The organism is Chryseobacterium electrogenes, from assembly GCF_053553015.1.
The window spans coordinates 616853-638799 of record NZ_JBNPPB010000002.1 but is presented as its reverse complement, the minus strand read 5'-3'; the positions used below and the strand labels follow the sequence as shown (position 1 = coordinate 638799).

Below are 21947 nucleotides of genomic sequence, written 5' to 3'. Positions count from 1 at the left end.
AAAATCGCACCAATTTTTGGCAGTATAATTAAGTCATCAAACATTATAAAAACAGTTTTCAGTAAAAAAATAATACCTTCAAAAAACAAATAAACCAAAGCAAAAATTGAATTTCACTTTGGTTTATTTTAAAATTTCCAACCTTCAATCTGATAAGATTTTTAGGATAGATCAATGTTAATTATTTAGCTTTTAGCGCATCAGAATAAGCAATTTCAGCTTTTTCTTTTAGCACTGTACTTTTACCATTTTCATCGATTATAATATTCAGATTATCACCAGCAGCATCATATAAAATTGTTGTTTGATAAGCTGGGCAGTTATGTTGCTTACATCCACTGAATTTATAAACGGAAGATTCTTTAGCAATTGGTGTTTCTACATTAAAATTCTTCTTAAAAGCATCATACTGATTCCCCGCTAATTTTTTTATACGATCTCCAATTACACTATCATCAAACAATTTAAGCTCTTCTGGATACTTACCAACATTTTTAGTAATAATATTTTCTACTCCAGTTACTACCAATGTATCATTTTTAACAGCTATAGTATCATGCTTAACAACTAACGTATCTTTACCAGATTCTATAACTGTAGTTTTTTCTTTAGAACATGACACTGCTAATAAAGAAAGAGTACCTATTGCCAATAATATTTTTTTCATTTGTATTTGATTTAATAGTTTTAAATATTTTAATGGGAATAAGGCTACCAAAAGTATACCAAATTAAATGATTAAGATTAATTGTATTGAAGCAAACATAACAATATCGGATTCTATTTCAGAATTAAAAATTATATGGAGTTTTAAAATTCAGGTTATCTATCAAACTGCTTTAAAAAAGTCACAAAATCAATTTGAAAAATTATATGATAATATAAATTTGGAAAGCAAATATTATCATTTAGAAAATTATAAAATATAAGTTAAACTACTATATATTCGTGAATCTAAAAAAATAATATATTTTAAATACTAATATACAGTCAATTACAATAAAAAAAAAAAAACAAAATAAATAAAAAGGATTGACGCAAGTTATATAAATCGGATTGACGCAATACGTAAATTTGAACGTTGTTACGAAACGACCAGAACTGGTCATCATCGCAAAACTTCGGCTTTGAAAAATTTACTCTTAGAAGCAAGCTTCCTGAGTAAACTTCACAAAGCCGAGCCTCCGTTAGCTGTAATAATATTCAAAATTGCACATAAAAAATATGGGATAAAATAATAATTAAATCCCATATTCTTAAATTTTAAGATTACTATGATTTCTTTTTTTGTCTAGTTTTACCAATAACGAAAACTGATACTAAACTAACAACTGTTCCGCCTGCAATTATTCCACCAACTGTAGTTTCTCCAGAGTATGCAAGGAAGGTACCACAAGAAATTCCAAATAAGCCAATAATTAAACCAAAAATTTGACCAAGGCCACTTTGTTTATTTTGACTTGTAATCACTTTTGTTTCAATATTAATTCTATGGTCTTGTTGTTTTTCTGCCATCGCCATAATTCGATCAGCTCCGTTAGGAATTACTGAATCGTATTGAATTAAAGTTTCAGCATCTGGAAGAGGTCCTGAATGAGATTTTTCTTGTATTAGTGTAACAGAAAAACTTCTCAGCAATTCTTCTTTCTTTTCTTTTTTTATTCCATCAAAAATTCTAGGATTAACAGATAACAATTCCCGCTCTAGCTCAATAATTTCAGATTTATGTGACTTTTGCTCATTATCTGATTGCTTTTGTGGTAAAGACTTATCACTCATAAGATTATTTTAGTAAGTTAGGCAAATATCTTCATTTTTATTTGCTTTCTTTACTTTTTTCAAAGATACTCTAATATCTTCACCAACATTTTGCCAATCAGACTCCAAAGCTTTAAAGTCAGCTTCTTTTGATGAATTAGAATAATTATATTCAAAATATGAACCTAACAAGTTTAACACGCTTCCCAATCCTATAATGAAATCATTATTTGGTAAAAGAAAATCAGTTTTTCTAATTTTAGTGTGTCTTTTCATAGTGAATGTTTAATTTTCAGATAACAGAAAAAGTATTGGCGAAGTGCGGAAAAAAATGGACTGAAAGTTCAATTTTGACCAAACGTAGCGAATGCTTTTTCAATATTGCTAATTTATAAAAAATATAACACATACAAAATATAATAAGTGTTAATCTTTTTCTACTAATTATAACGCCAAAATATATGCCATATTACTTCTGCTAACATTGGTAACCGTTGCACAACTCTGTAATTTTTAAAAATACAGAAAATATCGACCTCGTTTTAGCCTTTTTAAGCGAGGTTAATTCTGGCAATTTCCAGGAAAATAGAATAATCAAAGAGGCTTAAATCCAAGCCATCGAACAAGTATTTTGTTGCTTATCTAAAAAAACAAAGCCTCTTCTTAAGAAGCTGCATTTTTTTCACACCAAACATTGCTTTGTAAGCTTCTTTTTTCCATTGATGATGTTGCTCTACCAGCTTTTTCCGCGTAGATATAGTTATGAATTCTGAGTATCTTCTAAAATTGAGTTGTGCAACGAGCACATAGGTTTTGCAAAATGCGGGGCTTAAGTCTGAATTGAAAATTTTGTAATATTTTGCCGCCGCTGCTTTTCAATTCCGTTTCCTTTTTGTAATTTCACAGCATTGAAAAAGCATCGGCTCCGTTTGGTCTTTCTTGAACTAAAGTTCTTCGAATTCCCGCACTTCGCAAAGCCTTTTTCCGTTGTTGCGACAACTCCCTATGGTCGCTGTCGCAACAACGGAGGCTCGGCTACGCCGACGTTTTACGAAACGACCAGAACCGGTCGTCATCGCAAAACTTCGGCTTTGAGAAATTTACTCTTAGAAGCAAGCTTCCTGAGTAAACTTCACAAAGCCGAGCCTCCGTTATCGGTAATGGCATTTGAACGCTACGTCACAAAATCAACCGACTTACAAAAACGAAAAAAATTGCCAACGCTTCGCAAAAATTAAAAGAGGTGCAAGCCTCCGCACAAATCCAACGCTATTGCACCACATTTAATTTTGCCCCAACGCTCCCAAGCCCACCCACCACCCCAAATTCTAAAAAATCAAGTTTAAAGTTTTTTGAGGTTATAATATTTGTGTAAATTTGTCAAAATCGTCAAGATTTAAAATTCAAGACAATGGAAGCAAATTTTGGAGAATATATAAGAAAGTTAAGAACTCAAAACAATTTCACACTTACACAATTAGGTGCAAAAATTGGTATTGATTCAGGTGCTTTAAGTAAAATTGAAACAGGTAAAAAAGATTTTGACGAAAGATGTTTAGAAAAATTAGCAAACACTTTTGGGCTTGACATTGAAGAATTGAAAACCGAATATTTTGGAGACCAATTTGCAAAAAAAATGTATCAATATAACTGTTCTCCCAAAACATTAATTGTAGCAGAAGAGAAAATGAATTATTTAAAGAATATAAACGTAAAACAAGGAGAAATCAATTTTGATAATGAAAAATAAACCAACAGTTATAGACTTATTCTGCGGTTGCGGTGGACTTTCCTATGGGTTCATCGAAGCAGGCTATGACGTACTTTTGGGAATTGACCATTGGAAAGATGCGATTGTAACTTTTGAGAATACGCATAAAAACGCAAGAGGAATTGTTGCTGATTTATTTAACGAAACACCTAAAGAAATAAGTAAAAAAACGGAAATAAAAAATGTTGATATAATCATTGGAGGTCCGCCTTGTCAAGGTTTCTCTATTGCAGGAAAAAGAATTGTAGATGATGAACGTAACCAACTTTATAAATCGTTTGTGAGTTTTGTAAAATTCTATCAACCGAAAGTTTTTTTAATGGAAAATGTACCAAACATTATTTCTATGGGAAAAGGTGTTGTTAAAGACAGTATAATTAAAGATTTTGAAAAACTCGGCTACACCGTAGTTTACAAAGTTTTGCTAGCTTCTGATTTTGGAGTTCCACAAAACAGAAAACGTGCATTTTTCATTGGAACAAAAAATAAAAAAGAATTTATTTTTCCTGAACCAACAATAAAAAAACATATCACTTCAAAAGAAGCTATTTCAGATTTACCAAAAGATACTTTGGAAGATGGAAGCCAATATCCTATCAAACCTCAAAATGAATTTCAGAAAATGATTAGAAAAAACTCCAAAGGAGTTTTCAACCACCAAATTACAATTCATAATGATAAAACGATTGAAATCATTTCGATGGTTCCTGATGGAGGAAATTATAAAGATTTGCCCGAAGAACTTCATCAAACAAGAAAAGTAAATATCGCTTGGACAAGATTAAACAGTCAAAAGCCGAGCTTTACGATTGACACAGGACATAATCATCATTTTCATTATGAATTTGACCGAGTGCCGACTGCGAGAGAAAGTGCAAGACTTCAATCTTTTCCCGATGATTATATTTTTAAAGGAGGAAAAACAAGTCAGTTAAAACAAATAGGTAATGCAGTTCCACCATTATTGGCTAAAACAATTGCAGAAGAATTAATTAAATACATTTAAAATGTTCAATCCAGATATTCAATATAGATGTACAATCATTCGAGGTAAAGCACAAAAGGAATTAGACAATATTTTACCTGCTTATGCTACGATTGTAGCTGAAATATGTCCTTGTCCAAAAGAAGTATTTGATCAAGAATTTAATGACAGATTATCTCAAATAATCTATAATGATGATTTTGAAAATCTTAGGGAAAGCAATCAAAAAACAATTAGAAACCATATTACCGAAGTTGCAGGAAAACTTTTTGGGTTGTACTATTTTGATGAGCAATATATTTATGAAAGTCCAAGTAATGAGAAACTTTTAATTGATAATGACCAACCTGCATTTTTCAAAAATCTTTGTTTGAATTTTCAGTTTCCAAATGGAACTCAAAAAATCCAAACTATTGAAGAACGTATAAATTATGGAATAAAATTCAAACCTTTTCATTTTGTTTTGGCTTTGCTTTCTCTTGCTCAAAATAATGGAATAATTCTCACCAAAGACGAAATTGGATACTATGTATTGAATGCAAAACAAGTTTTGCAAGGAAATATTTCTATTGAAGAAGTTTTAGGAATAATTTTAAAAGACAGAGCTGAAAATACAGTCAATAAATTAGAAACAGGTTCATTTCATACACAACATATAAGAGAACAGCTCAACTTATTGGCTTTAGCCAATTTGATAATTATTGATGGAAATAATTTGATAATCAATAAAGCCGAAAGAGAAATTATTGATGTTTTCATTTCAGAATTAGCCCAACCATTACAATTTGACATATTCAAATATGATTTGAATATTGATGGCGAGAAGAAACAACTGTATTATGATTGGTCTGCATATTTTGGAAAAATAGCCGTTCAAAATCCTGAAATTTTATCAACTTCATTAGAAGCATTACAAAGAGAAGAAGTAGAAAAACCCAAAGTTCCACAAAAAGGAACTGACCAAACTATTTTGGGAGATGAAGGTGAAGATTTTGTTTTCGATTTAGAGAAAAAACGAGTAAATGCAACACATCCACGTTTGGTAAATAAAGTATTACTATTAGGAAAACAAAGAGGTTTAGGTTATGATATTTCTTCTGTGGAAGCTGACGAAAATCGTGGAGAACCTGAATTTGCAAGGTTTGTAGAAGTTAAATCTACAAAACGAATTACCGAACCTGATTTAGAAGATAATTCTTGGACAGACACAATCAACTTAACAAGAAAAGAATGGATTGCAGCAAAACAATACCGTTCTGCGTACAATATTTATAGAGTTTATTTCACTCCAAATGCAACAATCGTTAGAAAAATCAATGACCCATTTGGGAAAAATGATAGTGGAATAATTACAGTTTTACCAACTTTATACAGAATGGACTTTGGTTCTGAAAGTATAGACAAACAATATTAATTATGGAAAATAAAATTAAAGTAGCGTCATTTTTTTGTGGCTGTGGAGGCTCGGATTTAGGAATACTTGGAGATTTTAAATTCCTAAAGGATTTTTATGTACCACTACCATTTGAGATAAGTTATGCTTTGGACTTTGATAAATACGCAGTTGAAACGTACAATGCAAATTTTGAACATCCAGCCATTTGTGATGACATAAAAAATGTAGATATTAACTCAATCAACGATTTTGATTTATTGCTTGGAGGTTTTCCTTGCCAATCATTTAGTACGGTAAACCCAAATAAAGACACGAATGACGATAGAGCAAATCTTTACAAAGAACTCGTAAAAATATTAAAAGTAAAACAACCTAAATTTTTCGTTTGCGAAAACGTAAAAGGTTTGGTAACGCTACAAAAAGGAGAAATTCTTAAAAAAGTAATTACCGAATTTGAAAGTGTTGGCTACAAAGTGAAATATAAAGTTTTACTTGCTTCAAACTTTGGTATTCCACAAAAAAGAGAAAGGGTTTTTATTGTCGGAGTAAGAAATGATGTAGATGTAGATTATAAATTTCCGATAGATACACACTCTGAAACAAGCCTTTTCAGTACAAAAAAATGGGTTTCTCTTAAAAATGTAATTCCTCAATTAGCAATTGATGACGAAAAATATTATTTCTCTCAAAGAGCAGTAGAAGGAATGAAAAATGCAAAAAATAATATGAAGCGTGGCTTGTATCAAGATCTGGACGGACAATGCCTAACAGTTACTTCGCATTTAGCAAAAACGAGTTTAAATTCTCGTGACCCTGTGTTATTAGTTAATCCCGAAAAGGAAATTTATAGACGATTTACACCAAGAGAAGCCGCAAGCATTCAGTCATTTCCTGAAAGTTTTGTATTTCCTGTGAGTGAAACACAAGCCTATAAGCAAATAGGAAATGCAATTCCGCCTGTTTTGATGTGGCACGTTGCAAATGCTTTGGCAGAAAGTCTTAACACAATGAGTGAAAGTATTCAAGTAAACGAATTACAAGAAATCTAAACATTTGGTAGCACATTTGCATTTTCCCAACCGCACAAAGCCATATAAAAAATGCAAAAGAGCTACCAAGCCAACGCACAACAAAGCGACCGAAAAAAGCCACTACCGATAACATGGGTTTTGCAAAAGAGCGAATTAAGTGCAAAATTCAACATTTGTGCTTTTTATCCGCAAAAACCATTTTTTATTTGCTGAAAAAATCTAAATTAGCAAATAAAAAATGGTTTTGCTAACTGTAGTGCAAAGTTGAAAGTTCCGTCTTTCTAATCCGCTCCTTCGCAAAGCCCTTAACCGTTAGCTGCAATATCACAAAAACTTGCGTAACAAATTAAATATCAAAAAAAATAAATAAAATCTTTCACGAAATTTTATGAGAAAACAAATTTCTTTATTTGCATTTTCCATTTTAGCAATCTTGGGAAAAGCACAAAATTCAAATGTTGAAAAAAATATTTCAGGAATTCAAATTGGAATGTTTGGTCTCGACCTTTACAATGAAACTAAAATTGCTGATAAAACAACTTTAAGAGCAGAAGCAAGTTTATTCCCGGCAATTTGGGGTGGAGATATGTACGCAAAAACAGGTTTTGCTTTTTATCCTGCTCTGACAATTCAACCAAAATATTATTATAATATTTCTAAAAGAGCTGAAAACGGAAAAAACACTAAAAATAATTCAGCAAATTATTTTGGCTTGCAAATTCGTTACATTCCAGATTGGTTTGTAATTTCAAATACAAAAAATGTAGGTCTTTCAAATCAGATTAATTTTATTCCAACTTATGGTTTTAGAAGAAATTTTGCTGAAAATTTCAATTATGAATTTAAAGCAGGATTAGGTTATGGAACAACATTTGGAAATGACTTTAATACATCAGGAGCTGTTTTAGATTTGAGTATAAAAATTGGATATGATTTCTAAAAGATACTGCAGCTAACAGTGTATTGGCAAAAACGGGCTTGAATATCCAAATTGAAAATTTGAATAATCTTCGCCGCCACTGCTTTTCGTTACAACTTTTTTTGTAATTTAGTTTCCACGAAAAAGCATTGGTTTCTTTCAGTCAAAATTGAATTCTCCGAATTCCTTTTTGCCCGTCTTCGCCAATACTTTTTCCGTTAGCTGCAACCATACCAAAAATGACGCTTAATCAAACTGATAGAAACAAAATTAAGAAAGAAATGATAATCGGAAACATTGCTTCAATTATCATTATTTTCGGTGTGCTTATTTTTGATATAATTCAATTCGTAAAAAAAGACGAAATTGATTTTAAAATTATTCTAATAATAAATTTTTCAGTATTACTTCTCTCCTATTTAGTGAATTTTTTATTAAATTCTAAATACAGAAAAGATTTAAAATTTAATTTAAAAATCAGTAGAATTGAAAAAGTAACTGAAAAATTACAAAGAGTAGACTATGAAGCAGGATCAGGAACTTTATATATTCCAATTCTAGGTGATTTATTTCCCAAACTGTGGGGACAAGAAATGAAAAAAGAAGAAATTCAATTCTTAAAAGTAAATAATGAATTAATTGAAACAAATTCATCAATTTATGATTCTATTGAAATTGGAAATAAAGTTGAAGTTTTTGAAACTCAATTCAGTAAAATCATTTTAGAAGTAGAAAAAAAGTAAAATTATGGCTGCAGCTAACATAGGTAACCGTTGCACAACTCTGCAATTCTTAAAAATACAGAAAATATCGACCTCGTTTTAGCCTTTTTAAGCGAGGTTTATTCTGGCAATTTCTAGAAAAATAGAATAATCAAAGAGGCTTAAATCCAAGCTACCGAACAAGTATTTTATTGCTTATCTAAAAACCAAAATCTCTTCTTGAGTAGCTGCATTTGTTGAACTAAGATATTTGGTTTTTTCGTCGTAAAATTCAGGTATTTCTTCAGGTTGTAACACAGCGCCGACATCAAAACGTGTTTGTTCGCCTGAGCTTTTCCACGGCTGTTAACACGTTTCATATTGTGGTAGTTGATCAGCGTCCCCAAAACAGGCTCAACCGTACCTGAACGGCGTTTAACCAGCCTGCGGTGATAAGCTTTGTGTTGCGTTAGTTTTTCATGCATTCTATCATAAAGTGGTTTGTGGATACTGTCTTCAAGTTTTTTTCCGCGTAGATATAGTTATGAATTCTGAATATCTTCTAAAATTGAGTTGTGCAACAAGCATATTGTATTGGCAAAATGCGGGGATTTGTGAAAGTTTAATATTTTGTCAAAATAATTCGCAAAATGCTTTTCATATTGATTTTTTCTTTAATTTTAACAATCTGAAAAAGCATTTGTTACGTTTCTGAATTCTTGAACTTCTCGTTCTTCGAATTCCCGCACTTCGCAAAGCCTTTTTCCGTTGTACGGAATTTTACACCAATGTCGTACTAAGTTGATAATCAAAATATTAAACAATCAGATGAAAAAAACTTTTCTTATTGCTGGAATAATTTTTCTTTCTCAAATCATTTCAGCACAAACTAAATTTGAAAATAATTATAAGTTAGAAATTGGTCTGCAAGGAGTTTCGTTCGGAACAGAAATACCAATTAATGATAAATTTCTTGCTGACGTAAATCTTGGTTGGGGCGGAATTACTGACTTTTGGCATAATGGAATTTCTTATGAATGGACAAATAATAGCAATAGTATTTTTGCAAGAGCACAGATCAGATATTATTTAAGCAGAGAAAGAAGATCTCAAAAAGAATACTCACTTAAAAATAATTCAGGAACTTTTGTAGCATTTCAAACGAAATATCTTCTTAGTGGAATGAAATATTATCCTGTTGGAAAAAGTTGGTTAAATGAAATTCAATTCGGACAGCAACTTCCTTTAGGAAATCATTTTATCTTTAGATATTATGCTGGAATTGGAAATGCTAGTGATTTAGATTATAAGCAAAATAAAATATATCCAGCATTAGGTTTTGCTTTAGGATATTCTTTCTAAAAAAACTGCGTACAACATAGGTAACCGTTGCACAACTCTGTAATTTTTAAAAAATACAGAAAATATCGACCTCGTTTTAGCCTTTTTAAGCGAGGTTTATTCTGGCAATTTCCAGGAAAATAGAGTAATCAAAGAGGCTTAAATCCAAGCTATTGACCGCGTATTTTGTTGCTTATCTAAAAACCAAAATCTCTTCTTGAGAAGCTGTATTTTTTTCACTTTGTAAGCTTCCTTTTTCCATTGAAGATGTTGCTCCACCAGCTTTTTCCGCATAGATGTAGTTTTGAATTCTGAGTTCAATTCAAGTTCATTAACATAAGCTGAAGAGTCCTGCAAAACATCCTTCTCCACCAAAGAATCCATACTTGCATTGGCTTTGATAAAAGCTGAATCTACCGCCTGACGCTTGCCTCTTACCATGCCTTTTTCGACACACTTTTTTAAAATTAATTGAAAAAGCACCAAGAAAACTTCCTCACCAAAAAGGGATCGTGTCCGGCTTATCGTGGAATGCCAGGGCAATTCTTCGTTGAGATCATAGCCTAAAAATAATCGGACGTCCAGACAATTGCTGCAATAACGCATCAGCGCACGATCGCTATTGATATTGTTGAGATAGCCAACCAGCAAAATCTTAAAAAAACGACAGGATCAATACTATCCTGACCCTGGCTGCCATAATAATTTCGAGTAGCTTTATACAGAAAATCCAGCTCTAAGGACTGATTGATGCGGCGATAAAAATTATCTGTAGGAACTAAAATATCTAAGCTTAATTCGTAAAATAACTGTGGTGTGAATACTTTCCGGCCTTGCATCGGGATAATTAACTTTAGTCTAATTTAATAAATAAAATACTGACAATCAAATATTTAACTAAAAAAACATGGTAAATTAAAACAAAATACCAAATCTAAAATTAAATTGTGCAATAAGCACACGGTATTGGCAAAATGCGGGGTTAAGTTCAAAGTTGAACTATTTGTAATTTTTCGCCGCCAATATTTTTCAATTTCACAAGTTTTTTATAAATTAGTTCCATTGAAAAAATATTGGCTACGTTTGGTCTAAATTGAACATTTCGTCCAATTTAACTCGTACTTTGCCAATACTTTTTCCGTTAGCAGAAATTATAAAACCAAACTATATAACTTAAATAAATGAAATCAAAATTTAAATTTTTTGTTTTAGGTATTTCACTATTATCTTTAACAAGTTGTGCCTTGTCAAATTCAGCAAAACAGATTAATTATCAATCAAATATGAAAATTGACAATAAGTTATCCTCAAGCAAAACTGTTCAAATTGAAGCAATGAAAGACGCAAGAGGCTATCAAGATGAAAAAGTTATTTTTTACAAAAAGAATATGTACAATCAGACAATGTCTGGAGCATATATGGCTGAAAAACCTGTCGCTGAAATCCTGACAGAAGCCATTAAAAATGGATTTAAAGAAAAAAATATTCCAGTAAATAATGTTACTAATGATTATATACTAAAATCAGAATTAGCGAAATTAGATTATGAAGCAATTTCTGGTTTCTCAACAGTTCAATTAATTCCACAAATTACAGTAAAGTTTCAATTAATTGACAAAAGCGGAAGAGTTGTTTGGACAGACCTAATAACTGGAAAAGCAAATACTAAAGGTGCTAAATTTGAAAAATTTTTACCACCGGCAATTGACAATCTTGTAGAACAACTTGTAAATAATCAAGACTTTATAAACAATATAAAAACTGAATAAATATAACTTCTGCTAACACTGGTAACCGTTGCACAACTCCGTAATTTTTAAAAATACAGAAAATATCGACCTCGTTTTAGCCTTTTTAAGAGAGGTTAATTCTGGCAATTTCCAGGAAAATAGAATAATCAAAGAGGCTTAAATCCAAGCTATCGAACAAGTATTTTGTTGCTTATCTAAAAACCAAAATCTCTTCTTGAGAAGTTGCATTTGTTGAACTAAGATATTCGGTTTTTTCGTCACAAAATTCAGGTATTTCGTCAGGTTGTAACACAGCGCCGACATCAAAACGTGTTTGTTCGCCTGAGCTTTTCCACCGCTGTTAACACGTTTCATATTGTGGTAGTTGATCAGCGTCCCCAAAACAGGTTCAACCGTACTTGAACGGCGTTTAACCAGCCTGCGGTGATAAGTTTTGTGTTGCGTTAGTTTTTCATGCATTCTATCATAAAGTGGCTTTTGGATGCTGTCTTCCAGCTTTTTAAACTTCGTCAATTTGCCACAACATTCTTGTCGTAGAGGGCAATTGCCACAATCTTTCTCGCTACTGCGATAGCTTTTCTTGTCGTAGCCTTTACTGTCTGTTAAAATCCGTTTGAAGGGTAATAAGGCTCGGTTTCCGCCCGCTTGAATACATTCGTAGCGATTTTTTTCTTTATTAAATATAAATCCTTCACGGACGGGTTTGTACTGTCCGAAGTTCGGGATCCAAGCATCTAAATTTTTGTCCTAGCAATATTGCAAACTCGTCCCACTGCTGTAACCAGCATCGGCTAACACCTCATTGATTTCGATACCGTTTTGTCCAAGATTCTCAAGCGTTTGATCCATAATATCGGAAAATATGGCGCTGTCTTTGCTCCCAGCAGTACTCGCGCAAGCACCGGTGATGACATGATGTTTATCGTCAACAGATAGTTGCCCTGCGTAATTCAGTTGGCGAGGTTTCCCCGGTTTGGTTGAGATCTTCGCATCCGAATCTGTTGGACTGTAATGGGTGTGGTTGCTTAGGAATTTTGGACGAATTTCGTTCCCGTCCTCATCATGAGCTATAATTTTCTTAGCACCGGGCATCTTTTTATACTCTTCTTTTTTCCATTGATGATGTTGCTCCACCAGCTTTTTCCGCGTAGATGTAGTTTTGAATTCTGAGTTCAATTCAAGTTCATTAACATAAGCTGAAGAGTCCTGCAAAATATCCTTCTCCACCAAAGAATCCATACTTGCATTGGCTTTGATAAATACTGAAACCTAGCGTAGCGGTTAGACGAAGTCAATCTACCGCCTGACGCTTGCCTCTTACCATGCCTTGTTCGACACACTTTTTTAAAATTAATTGAAAAAGCCCCAAGAAAACTTCCTCACCAAAAAGGGATCGTGTCCGGCTGATCGTGGAATGCCAAGGCAATTCTTCGTTGAGATCATAGCCTAAAAACAATCGGACGTCCAGACAATTGCTGCAATAACGTATCAGCGCACGATCGCTATTGATATTGTTGAGATAGCCAACCAGCAAAATCTTGAAAAAAACTACAGGATCAATACTATCCTGACCCTGGCTGCCATAATAATTTTGGGTAGCTTTATACAGAAAATCCAGCTCTAAAGACTGATTGACGCGGCGATAAAAATTATCTGAAGGAACTAAAATATCTAAGCTTAGTTCGTAAAATAACTGTGGTGTGAATACTTTCCGGCCTTGCATCGGGATGATTTATTTTAGTCTAATTTAATAAATAAAATTCTGACAACCAAATATTTAACTAAAAAAAACATAGTAGATTAAGACAAAACACCAAATCTAAAATTGAGTTGTGCAACAAGCACATTGTATTGTCAAAATGCGGGGTTTTGTGAAAGTTGAAAATTTCGTCTATTTAATCCGCAAATTGCTTTTTAATTTCACATAATTTTATTAATTTAGTTTCATTGAAAAAGCATTTGCTTCGTTTCTGAATTCTTGAACTTTCAGTCCTTCGAATTCCCGCACTTCAGCAATACTTTTTCCGTTAGCAGAAATTGCATACAAACACATCGCAGACCATTATGAAATGGAATTTTTCTAAAACGATAACTGATAATGAACCCTACTTTATTCAAAATATTAATATTTGGGATAAAAAATGGAATAATACTGGCGAAAAAATAAATATTAAGGATCCACTTTACAATCAAAATTATACTTTTGAAGTTTATGAGATTGAAAATAATGGAAAAAGAATCTTGTTTTCAGCTGGTGAATTTTCAAACAATATTTGGGGAATTTATGAGCCTGAAAATTTAATGACTCAGAACAAAATGTCAATGAGAAGAAAATTATTTATTGGTGGAGTAATATCATTCTTCTCTTCAATTCTTATGCTAATATTTGGCGCAGGAATGTTTGTTTCACGAGGTGATTATAGCAAATTCATTATAAAGTTATCTGAATTTTGCTTCATATTTTGGATTCCATTTTTGATAATTGGAATTTCACTTATTTTAGTATCAATTATTTTAACTGGAATCAAATCTACCAAAACAAAAAAGCAGTAAAAAAGCTCCAATTGCAACTTCTGCTAACATAGGTAACCGTTGCACAACTCTGTAATTTTTAAAAATACAGAAAATATCAACTTCGTTTTAGCCTTTTTAAGCGAGGTTCATTCTGGCAATTTCCAAGAAATCTAATAATTAAAAAGACTTAAAACCAAGCTATCGAACAAGTATTTTGTTGCTTATCTAAAAACCAAAACCTCTTCTTGAGAAGCTGCATTTGTTGAACTAAGATATTCGGTTTTTTCGTCACAAAATTCAGGTATTTCTTCAGATTGTAACACAGCGCCGACATCAAAACGTGTTTGTTAGCTTGAGCTTTCCTACGGCTGTTAACACGTTTCATATTGTGTTAGTTGATCAGCATCCCCAAAACAGGCTCAACCGTACTTGAACGGCGTTTAACCAGCCTGCGGTGATAAGCTTTGTGTTGCGTTAGTTTTTCATGCATTCTATCATAAAGTGGCTTGTGGATGCTGTCTTCAAGCTTTTTCCCGCGTAGATATAGTTATGAATTCTGAGTATCTTCTAAAATTGAGTTGTGCAACAAGCACATTGTATTGGCAAAATACGGGGTTAAGTCCTAAATTGAACTTCTTTCCTACTTATTCCGCAAATTGCTTTTCATATTGATTATTTTTTATAACTTAACAATCTGAAAAAGCATTTGCTACGTTTCTGAATTCTTGAACTTCTCGTTCTTCGAATTCCCGTACTTCGCAAAGCCTTTTTCCGTTGTACGCAATTAATCACAAACATTTCACTTTAAATGAAGATAAAAATTCTATTACCAATTTTGTTAATTACTTTATTAAATTGCAAGAAAGAAACTTCTAAAAAAGCACAATGGAAAGTATATTCTATTGACAAAAATATTAACCAAAATAAAGTTTTTAAAGAATTGGAATCTGAGAATGAAATTCAAATGATGATAGATTCTGAACCACCTAAAAAGAAAAAAACAACCAAAGTGATTTATGATGAATATGTCTGCAATCCTATGTTTTGGAAAAATTTGGACACATTAAATATAAATATAGTATATAATTCTGGATTTAGTTCAATTGGTTTTAATATTAGAGTAAATAAAAATGAATATGAGATTTATCCATTTTCAGCAGATGATGTAATCACAGATAACGAAAAACCTTCTACTTTTAAAAACCCAATTCAAAAACTAATATTAAATAAATCTAAATATAAACCAAATGATAGTATTTATGGTTATGTTGAATTTTCAAAAATAGAAACTGATCAATTTGGTAATATAATACCACATAAAGGAAAAGGATATTTCAGAGGAAAAATTGAAAATTATAAGTAACTGCAGATAACATAGGTAACCGTTGCACAACTCCGTAATTTTTAAAAATACAGAAAATATCGACCTCGTTTTAGCCTTTTTAAGCGAGGTTTTGTGAAAGCGGAAATTCACTCAAAATAAGCAGCAACTGATTTTAGTTTCAACATTTTTTGTAATTTAGTTCCCACTAAAAAGCATCGGCTCAGCTTGGTCTTTCTTGAACTTTCAGTCCTCCGAAAGCCCGCACTTCGCCAATACTTTTTCCGTTAGCTGTAATTGTACCAAACTACCGTTAAATAAAAGAAAATTAAATTTCTAAATTAAATACAAAATCAGCATTTGTAAATTAATTAAAAAAATATATTTGCCTGAAATTATGGGATTATCTTGTTCTCCTGCACCAAAAAATAAAAAAGAATATATTTCTGATATTGGAAAAATTCTTGTAAAAGATTATGGAAAAAAGAAATTTTACAAGCCCGAAGAAGTTAAAAAAGCTCATAATAAAAGTAAATGGTATAATGGTTTAGACTTTTCTTGTTGGGGAATGAGTACATTTTCTTCACACTCAGATTTTGATAAATATCATCAAGAAATTGGAGAAGAATGCGACTATTCTGAAATGAAACCCGAAATGTTAAGTGGATTATCAATTTCAGCAAATTCAAATATTGATTGGTTTGAAATTCCAGGTATGGACATCGATGCTTCGTGGCTAGATTTTGGAGATGTTTTCGGCGAAATTTTTAATGGAATAGGTGAATTTATTGGTGGAATATTTGATGGAATTTAAAAACAACTACAGCTAACACCGGTAACCCTTGCACAACTCTGTAATTTTTAAAAATACAGAAAATATCGACTTTGTTTTAACCTTTTTAAGCAAGCTTTTGTAAAAGCAGAAATTCACTCAAAATAAGCAGCAACTGCTTTTTGTTTAACTATTTTTTATAATTTAGTCAATTGAAAAAAGCATTTGCTTCGTTTATTAATTCCCAGAAGTTTTGGTTTTTAGAATTCCCAAATATTGCCGATACCTTTTTCATTGTACGATATTCCTCCATAAACCTTATAAATGAAAACACAATTTAGTACTATATTTTTTTTTATTTTCGCAATTATAAATTCGCAAATCATCAATGGAAAAATTATTTCTAAGGAGAATAATAAGCCAATACCTTTTGCGAAAATTGGGATTAACAATGAAAACATAGGATCAAGCGCTGATGAAAATGGCAATTTTTCAATAGATTTAACTAATATTTCTCGAGATAATTTTATCATTATTGAATATGGAGGCTATCAGACATTTAAAAATAAAGTTGATAATTTTATAAATACTAAAAATCATATTATTACTCTACAAGAAAATATTTTTAATATTCAAGAGGTTGTAATAAATCCAAAGAAGTACGTAAATAAAAATTGGGGAACAAATGCTAAATCCAAAAAAATATTATTGGGTTTTAATCCAGCGCGAAGTAAAGAAGATAAATCAAAAGAATTCGGAGTTCTTTTCTCAAACTCAAAAAAAATAAAAATTGATAAAATTAACCTGAACATTATTGACATTAAGACAGATGTGCCTATTCTACTCAATTTTAATGTTTATTCTAAAGATGAAAAATTCCCTGGACAATCTCTTGCGGACGAAACACTTTCTGTTGTTTTAACTAAAGACAAAATAATTAATGAAACCTTTACCTTTGATGTAAGTGATAAAAATATTTGGATAGATAAACAAGATTTTTTTGTTACTGTACAAGTAATGAATGCCTTTGATGGTTGGATGTACTTAAGCGGCGCATTATTAAAAAGTGTTTATTACAGAAAATTTTATGGTCCTTGGACTAAGTTAACCGCTGCAGGGCCTGCCATCAATATTGATGTGAAAATTGAAAAATAATAAGTTTAGTATTTAATTAAGCATCTACTCTATTTATTTTGCAAAAAGCCAATTATATTTCCTTTTTTTTATAAATTTGTTCAATTAATTCGCTTTTGCTTACTGTGTCGCCTAATTGAAACTTTTCGATTCAATTTCCGCCACTGACGCCAAGCCCCGATACGTTAACCGTAATGCTATGAAATCATTTCGAATTAAATCTAGAATTCTAATCATTTTCCTCTTATTTATTATTTCGTGTCAAAAAATTGAAAATTTTGAATTCATTAGATATGAAAATGGTGGATTTGGTTCACCAAATTATATTTTTAAACTTAAAAAGGATAGATCATTTGAAATCGAGATTCAACACAACCCTTTCAATGAAACAATTGATAGTTCTAAAATTGGACAGTTCTATGGTAAAATTTCCGAAGAAGAAATGTTGAAAATTCAAAAATTAATACACAAAGTAACCCGAACCGGATACGATTATAATAATCCTGAATTAATTTTAGATGCTGGAATTCACCAATTATATATCAAGACTGAAAATTCAGAAAAAGTTTTTCAAACCGATCATGCAACGAAAAACTTTAAAGTTGATATTATTGAACCTTTTCAAAATATTGCTGAAAATAATCTCAAATTTAAAATTGAATAAAAAAACTACAGCTAACATAGATTTTATAAAATGAGAGCTAAAACTCAAAGTTGAAAATTTTGTCAAAATAAACTAAAATTACTTTGCACTCTTACAATGCTTTCCGGGTTGTGTATAACTTCTTGTAGAAATAAAACAGATATGGAAGGCAATTCTGTTTCTACATAAAATAAGACAATAAAAATTAATAAATAAAACCTATGAAACTAACAATTATTATAATAAATCTTTTGCTTTTTGGTTTTCTTTCTGGACAGGAAAGTTATATCGTTGAGTATAATTATACTTTTAAAAAAGATTCATTAAGTGAAAAAAATAATACCGAAAAGTATTTCTTCATCAATTCTGATAATAAGCAATACTTTTTAAGTGAAACTGATTTTCATCTCTTAGAAAATGAAAAAAAATTGGAGACGGTATATAAAGGAGATGGTATCATAAAAGGATCAAATAAAAATATTAAACCACCTAGATTAAAATCATTACTAATTGATGAACAAGGTAAAGTTACCTTCTTTAGAAATTATTTTAACAAAATAAAAGTAAAATATGATGATAAAATTTTACTTGATTGGACATTAACTAACGATACTATAACTCATAACGGTTATCTTTGTAATATCGCAACAACCATATATTCAGGAAGAAAATATACCGCGTATTTTACAAGTGATATTCTATTACCTTATGGACCTTATGTTTTTAACGGATTACCAGGTCTAATCATATTTATTAGCGACACTGAACGTAATCATATTTTTGAGTTAACAAAATTATCAAAAGAGAAGTCCAATTATACGATGAATAATTTTAAGGCTGTTTCCAAAACTGATTTTAAAAACATGGAATATGATTATCAAACTGATCCCGTAAGATTATTAATCCCTGAATCTAATATCATTAATGGTGAAGAACAGAAGGAAATTAAAAGAAAATTAAAAGAAAAAATTAAAAATGATAATAATCCTATAGAACTTAAAGACGAATGAAACAATTCTTTTTAATTTCTTTTATATTTATTAGCTCAATTATATTTTCCCAAGTTACAATTAACGGAAAATTAAGTAATGACGCTGGTGAGCCAATTTCAGGTGGGAGCATTTTTATTAAGCAAATCAGTACAAATAAAATAATTGCCTACGACATTTCTAAAGCAAATGGCTTGTATAAAATTACATTTGCATCCCAACTAAAGGATGTGGAAATTGAGGCAGGAAATTTAGGTTTTGAATCTATCAAAAAAAATATTGAAAACAAATCCCAAACTCAAAACTTTCAACTACGAGAAAGCTCGGTGATGATTGATGAAATTGTTATAAAAAATTCTCCAATAACAAAAAAAGGCGATACCATAAGTTATGCTGTCAATTCATTTGCAAAGGATCAAGATAGAACGATTGCAGATGTATTAAATAGGCTCCCTGGAATTGAAGTCCTCAACGATGGAAAAATTCTTTATCAAGGAAAAGCCATCAACAAATACTATATTGAAGGTTTGGATTTATTGGAAGGGAAATACAATTTAGCAAACGATAATCTCCCTCACAAAGAGGTTGCCCAAGTCCAAATATTGGAAAATCATCAACCTATAAAAGCTTTGGACAGTCTGAAATTTTCGGACAATACAGCGCTCAACATCAAACTGAAGAATGCTTATACCTTTACAGGACAAGCAAGGTTAGGAAGTGGTTTTAGTCCTTTACTCTGGGATGTAAATGCAACGCCTATGCTTTTTACAAAAAAAAGGCAAATGCTGACAACATACCAAACCAACAACACAGGGGAAAATATAGCTTCACAAATCAAAAAATTAACTATTGAAGACCTTCTTAACCAATTTGAAAACAATTCTGAGAAAACAGATTGGCTTACTGTACAACAGCTAGCCAAACCAAATTTTTCAGAAAAAAGATGGCTGAACAACAACATTCATTTACTTTCGGGAAATTATCTCCATAAACTTAAAAAAAACTACGAATTAAGAATCAACACTTCTTATCTGAATGATTATCAACAACAAAACGGTTATACCAACACACAATTTATCACGCCAACAAATACCATTACATTACTAGAAGAAAAACACAATCAACTATATTACAACTCGTTACAAACAAATGTAACCTTGCAAAAAAATGCAGATAAGAATTATTTTAAAAACAGTTTAGAATTTCAAGGATTTTGGGATAGTCAGAAAGGAAATATTGTGTTGAACAATAAAAATCTAAATCAACAACTCAACAATCAATTTTTTAGATTTTCCAACACTTTAAAATCAATTTTTCCTGTCGGAAAACAAATACTTACTCTAAATTCTTATCTCGCTTATAACAAAACCCCTCAAACACTCGCTGTACATCCTGGGCAGTTTGAAAATCTATTGAATCATGGTTTACCTTTTGGTGAAGTCAATCAACAAATTGATTTAAGATCATTTTACACCAATAATTCAATTAGTTTAACCAAAGTAATCAACCGATTTTCACTTGAACCCAAAATAGGATTTCAATTGGAAAGTCAGAATCTTTACAGTCAAATCACCACTTCGGAAAATACAAATTTAGGTCATGATTTTTCCAATGACTTGGATTGGAATCGTTCTAAAATCTATTTTAATTTGCAAACCCAATATAAAAAAAACAAATGGAGGTTAGAATTTTCAACTCCTATTAATTTTCATTCATATCAAATAAAAGACAATTTTTTACAGCAATCGGAAAACCTGAACCGAGTAACTTTTGAACCCAGATTAACTGCAACTTATGATGTAAATTTATTTTGGAAAATAAATTCTTCTACAAGTATTTCTAATCAGTTTGGGATAATTAACCAACTTCATTATGCCTACATTTTACAGAATTACAGAAATATACAACGGATAAATTCTCCTTTACCACAAACATTTAATCAAAATTATTCTTTCGGAATTACTTATCGTAACCCTATCAAAACTTTATTTTGGAATATGATGTACACAAATACGAAAAGTGAAAATAATTTGATCTACCAAACCCAAGTATTACCAAACGGAGCAACCGAATTACAAGCAGTTGAGCAAGCTAACAACAGAAACAATCATAATATTTCGACTCGTGCAAGTAAATATTTTAGAAATTTCAAATCAAATATTAGCCTAAATTCAAATTTTGGTTTACAGGAGTTTCAACAGATTATAAATACAGATTGGTCTAATATTTCCAATCAAAACCTTAGAATAGGAGGTAAAATTGAAACCGACTTTACAAATTGGTTAAATACTGAATATCAACTTGAATGGACGTTTTCTAAAAATAAAATTGAAAGTCAATCCAACCCTACTGTTAAACAACAAAGTCATATTTTTAATCTTAACTTTTATCCAAAAGAAAACCAATATTTCGCTATAAAAACCGAATATGTAAACAATAATTTATTTTCGGAAAGAACAGAGAATTTATTCACAGATTTAATATACAGATACACCTTAAAAAAGAAAAAAATAGATTTGGAAATACAATTGACAAACCTCTTCAACACAACCAATTTCAGAACAATAAATATCAATCAGTTTAGCTATGTTGAAACAAATTATCAGTTAAGACCAAGACAAATATTGTTTAAAATCAGAATTTCGCTAAGCTAAAAAATATAAAACTACGTTCTCTAATCAATTCACGGAACAAGTTTATATTCTATCCCCGAAAATCTAAAAAAATATATAAAAAGCCTTTATGGTGGTGCCTCACCAGAATATAAAAACGTGCCGAGTATTGAATTCACAACCCGAAAATAATATTGGAAATTTCACTCAAAATAATCTGCAATTGCTTTTTAATTTCACATATTTTTGTAAGTTTATTCCATAGAAAAATATTTGCTACGTTTATGAATTCTTGAACTTTTTGGTTCT

At 31.0% G+C, this 21947-nt stretch carries 19 protein-coding genes and 4 pseudogenes; 16 read left to right on the top strand and 7 right to left on the bottom strand.

What is annotated here, in order from left to right; all coding sequences use genetic code 11:
* Positions 1 to 181: 181 nt before the first annotated feature.
* A complete protein-coding gene (locus ACQQ6V_RS02905) occupies positions 182 to 667 on the bottom strand; it encodes an Ivy family c-type lysozyme inhibitor (RefSeq protein ID WP_448844084.1) in 486 nt (161 codons plus the stop codon).
* Between the two features lie 67 nt (positions 668 to 734).
* Here ACQQ6V_RS02905 and ACQQ6V_RS02900 point away from each other — a divergent pair, with 67 nt between their 5' ends.
* Positions 735 to 929 carry a hypothetical protein gene (locus tag ACQQ6V_RS02900; protein WP_448844083.1) on the top strand — a complete coding sequence of 65 codons (195 nt, stop codon included), beginning with the start codon at positions 735 to 737 and terminating at the stop codon, positions 927 to 929.
* A gap of 343 nt (positions 930 to 1272) precedes the next feature.
* Here ACQQ6V_RS02900 and ACQQ6V_RS02895 read toward each other — a convergent pair whose 3' ends face one another.
* Together ACQQ6V_RS02895 and ACQQ6V_RS02890 are read right to left on the bottom strand one after the other, a co-directional pair.
* A complete protein-coding gene (locus ACQQ6V_RS02895) occupies positions 1273 to 1779 on the bottom strand; it encodes a DUF2335 domain-containing protein (protein WP_448844082.1) in 507 nt (168 codons plus the stop codon).
* Between the two features lie 9 nt (positions 1780 to 1788).
* Positions 1789 to 2034: a hypothetical protein gene (locus ACQQ6V_RS02890; protein WP_448844081.1), complete on the bottom strand. Its 246-nt coding sequence runs from the start codon at positions 2032 to 2034 to the stop codon at positions 1789 to 1791.
* 1135 nt (positions 2035 to 3169) lie between these two features.
* On the opposite strand from ACQQ6V_RS02890, the gene ACQQ6V_RS02885 reads away from it, so the two are divergent.
* The 6 genes from ACQQ6V_RS02885 (at position 3170) to ACQQ6V_RS02860 (ending at position 8603) form a co-directional block, all read left to right on the top strand.
* Complete coding sequence (locus tag ACQQ6V_RS02885; RefSeq protein WP_448844080.1) at positions 3170 to 3508, top strand: helix-turn-helix domain-containing protein; 339 nt, start codon at positions 3170 to 3172, stop codon at positions 3506 to 3508.
* Positions 3498 to 4535 carry a DNA cytosine methyltransferase gene (locus ACQQ6V_RS02880; RefSeq protein WP_448844079.1) on the top strand — a complete coding sequence of 346 codons (1038 nt, stop codon included), beginning with the start codon at positions 3498 to 3500 and terminating at the stop codon, positions 4533 to 4535. The genes ACQQ6V_RS02885 and ACQQ6V_RS02880 overlap by 11 nt, the downstream gene beginning before the upstream one ends.
* 1 nt (position 4536) lies before the next feature.
* A complete protein-coding gene (locus ACQQ6V_RS02875) occupies positions 4537 to 5928 on the top strand; it encodes a protein NO VEIN domain-containing protein (RefSeq protein WP_448844078.1) in 1392 nt (463 codons plus the stop codon).
* Positions 5929 to 5930: 2 nt separating this feature from the next.
* The gene (gene dcm / locus ACQQ6V_RS02870) at positions 5931 to 6959 is read left to right on the top strand and encodes a DNA cytosine methyltransferase (RefSeq protein WP_448844077.1); all 1029 of its coding nucleotides are present in this window, start codon (positions 5931 to 5933) and stop codon (positions 6957 to 6959) included.
* A 370-nt stretch (positions 6960 to 7329) separates the two neighbouring features.
* Entirely contained in the window at positions 7330 to 7881 is a 552-nt protein-coding gene (locus ACQQ6V_RS02865) for a hypothetical protein (protein WP_448844076.1), read from the top strand.
* A gap of 218 nt (positions 7882 to 8099) precedes the next feature.
* Positions 8100 to 8603 carry a hypothetical protein gene (locus ACQQ6V_RS02860; RefSeq protein ID WP_448844075.1) on the top strand — a complete coding sequence of 168 codons (504 nt, stop codon included), beginning with the start codon at positions 8100 to 8102 and terminating at the stop codon, positions 8601 to 8603.
* Positions 8604 to 8770: 167 nt separating this feature from the next.
* Here the strand turns inward: ACQQ6V_RS02860 and ACQQ6V_RS02855 are convergent.
* Positions 8771 to 9088: pseudogene (locus ACQQ6V_RS02855) on the bottom strand (transposase); the annotation flags it as partial.
* 301 nt (positions 9089 to 9389) lie between these two features.
* On the opposite strand from ACQQ6V_RS02855, the gene ACQQ6V_RS02850 reads away from it, so the two are divergent.
* On the top strand, positions 9390 to 9923 hold the full coding sequence (locus ACQQ6V_RS02850; protein WP_448844074.1) for a hypothetical protein: 534 nt from the start codon (positions 9390 to 9392) through the stop codon (positions 9921 to 9923).
* 219 nt (positions 9924 to 10142) lie between these two features.
* Here ACQQ6V_RS02850 and ACQQ6V_RS02845 read toward each other — a convergent pair.
* Positions 10143 to 10741 (bottom strand): annotated as a pseudogene (locus tag ACQQ6V_RS02845) (transposase); the annotation flags it as partial.
* A 342-nt stretch (positions 10742 to 11083) separates the two neighbouring features.
* Here ACQQ6V_RS02845 and ACQQ6V_RS02840 point away from each other — a divergent pair.
* Positions 11084 to 11671, top strand: a complete 588-nt coding sequence (locus tag ACQQ6V_RS02840; protein WP_448844073.1) for a hypothetical protein — start codon at positions 11084 to 11086, stop codon at positions 11669 to 11671.
* Between the two features lie 138 nt (positions 11672 to 11809).
* On the opposite strand, the pseudogene ACQQ6V_RS02835 reads toward ACQQ6V_RS02840, so the two are convergent.
* Positions 11810 to 13376 (bottom strand): annotated as a pseudogene (locus ACQQ6V_RS02835) (IS1182 family transposase).
* A gap of 341 nt (positions 13377 to 13717) precedes the next feature.
* Here ACQQ6V_RS02835 and ACQQ6V_RS02830 point away from each other — a divergent pair.
* On the top strand, positions 13718 to 14206 hold the full coding sequence (locus ACQQ6V_RS02830) for a hypothetical protein (protein ID WP_448844072.1): 489 nt from the start codon (positions 13718 to 13720) through the stop codon (positions 14204 to 14206).
* A 148-nt stretch (positions 14207 to 14354) separates the two neighbouring features.
* On the opposite strand, the pseudogene ACQQ6V_RS02825 reads toward ACQQ6V_RS02830, so the two are convergent.
* A pseudogene (locus tag ACQQ6V_RS02825) lies at positions 14355 to 14699 on the bottom strand (transposase); the annotation flags it as partial.
* Between the two features lie 276 nt (positions 14700 to 14975).
* Between ACQQ6V_RS02825 and ACQQ6V_RS02820 the strand changes: the two are divergent.
* The 6 genes from ACQQ6V_RS02820 to ACQQ6V_RS02795 all read left to right on the top strand — a co-directional run bounded on the left by ACQQ6V_RS02820 (position 14976) and on the right by ACQQ6V_RS02795 (position 21680).
* Positions 14976 to 15530, top strand: a complete 555-nt coding sequence (locus ACQQ6V_RS02820) for a hypothetical protein (RefSeq protein ID WP_448844071.1) — start codon at positions 14976 to 14978, stop codon at positions 15528 to 15530.
* 343 nt (positions 15531 to 15873) lie between these two features.
* Complete coding sequence (locus ACQQ6V_RS02815; protein ID WP_448844070.1) at positions 15874 to 16302, top strand: DUF6559 family protein; 429 nt, start codon at positions 15874 to 15876, stop codon at positions 16300 to 16302.
* 282 nt (positions 16303 to 16584) lie between these two features.
* Positions 16585 to 17415 carry a carboxypeptidase-like regulatory domain-containing protein gene (locus ACQQ6V_RS02810; protein WP_448844069.1) on the top strand — a complete coding sequence of 277 codons (831 nt, stop codon included), beginning with the start codon at positions 16585 to 16587 and terminating at the stop codon, positions 17413 to 17415.
* 178 nt (positions 17416 to 17593) lie between these two features.
* Positions 17594 to 18058, top strand: a complete 465-nt coding sequence (locus ACQQ6V_RS02805; protein WP_448844068.1) for a hypothetical protein — start codon at positions 17594 to 17596, stop codon at positions 18056 to 18058.
* Positions 18059 to 18258: 200 nt separating this feature from the next.
* Positions 18259 to 19047: a GLPGLI family protein gene (locus tag ACQQ6V_RS02800; protein WP_448844067.1), complete on the top strand. Its 789-nt coding sequence runs from the start codon at positions 18259 to 18261 to the stop codon at positions 19045 to 19047.
* On the top strand, positions 19044 to 21680 hold the full coding sequence (locus tag ACQQ6V_RS02795) for a hypothetical protein (protein WP_448844066.1): 2637 nt from the start codon (positions 19044 to 19046) through the stop codon (positions 21678 to 21680). The genes ACQQ6V_RS02800 and ACQQ6V_RS02795 overlap by 4 nt, the downstream gene beginning before the upstream one ends.
* Positions 21681 to 21947 lie beyond the last annotated feature (267 nt).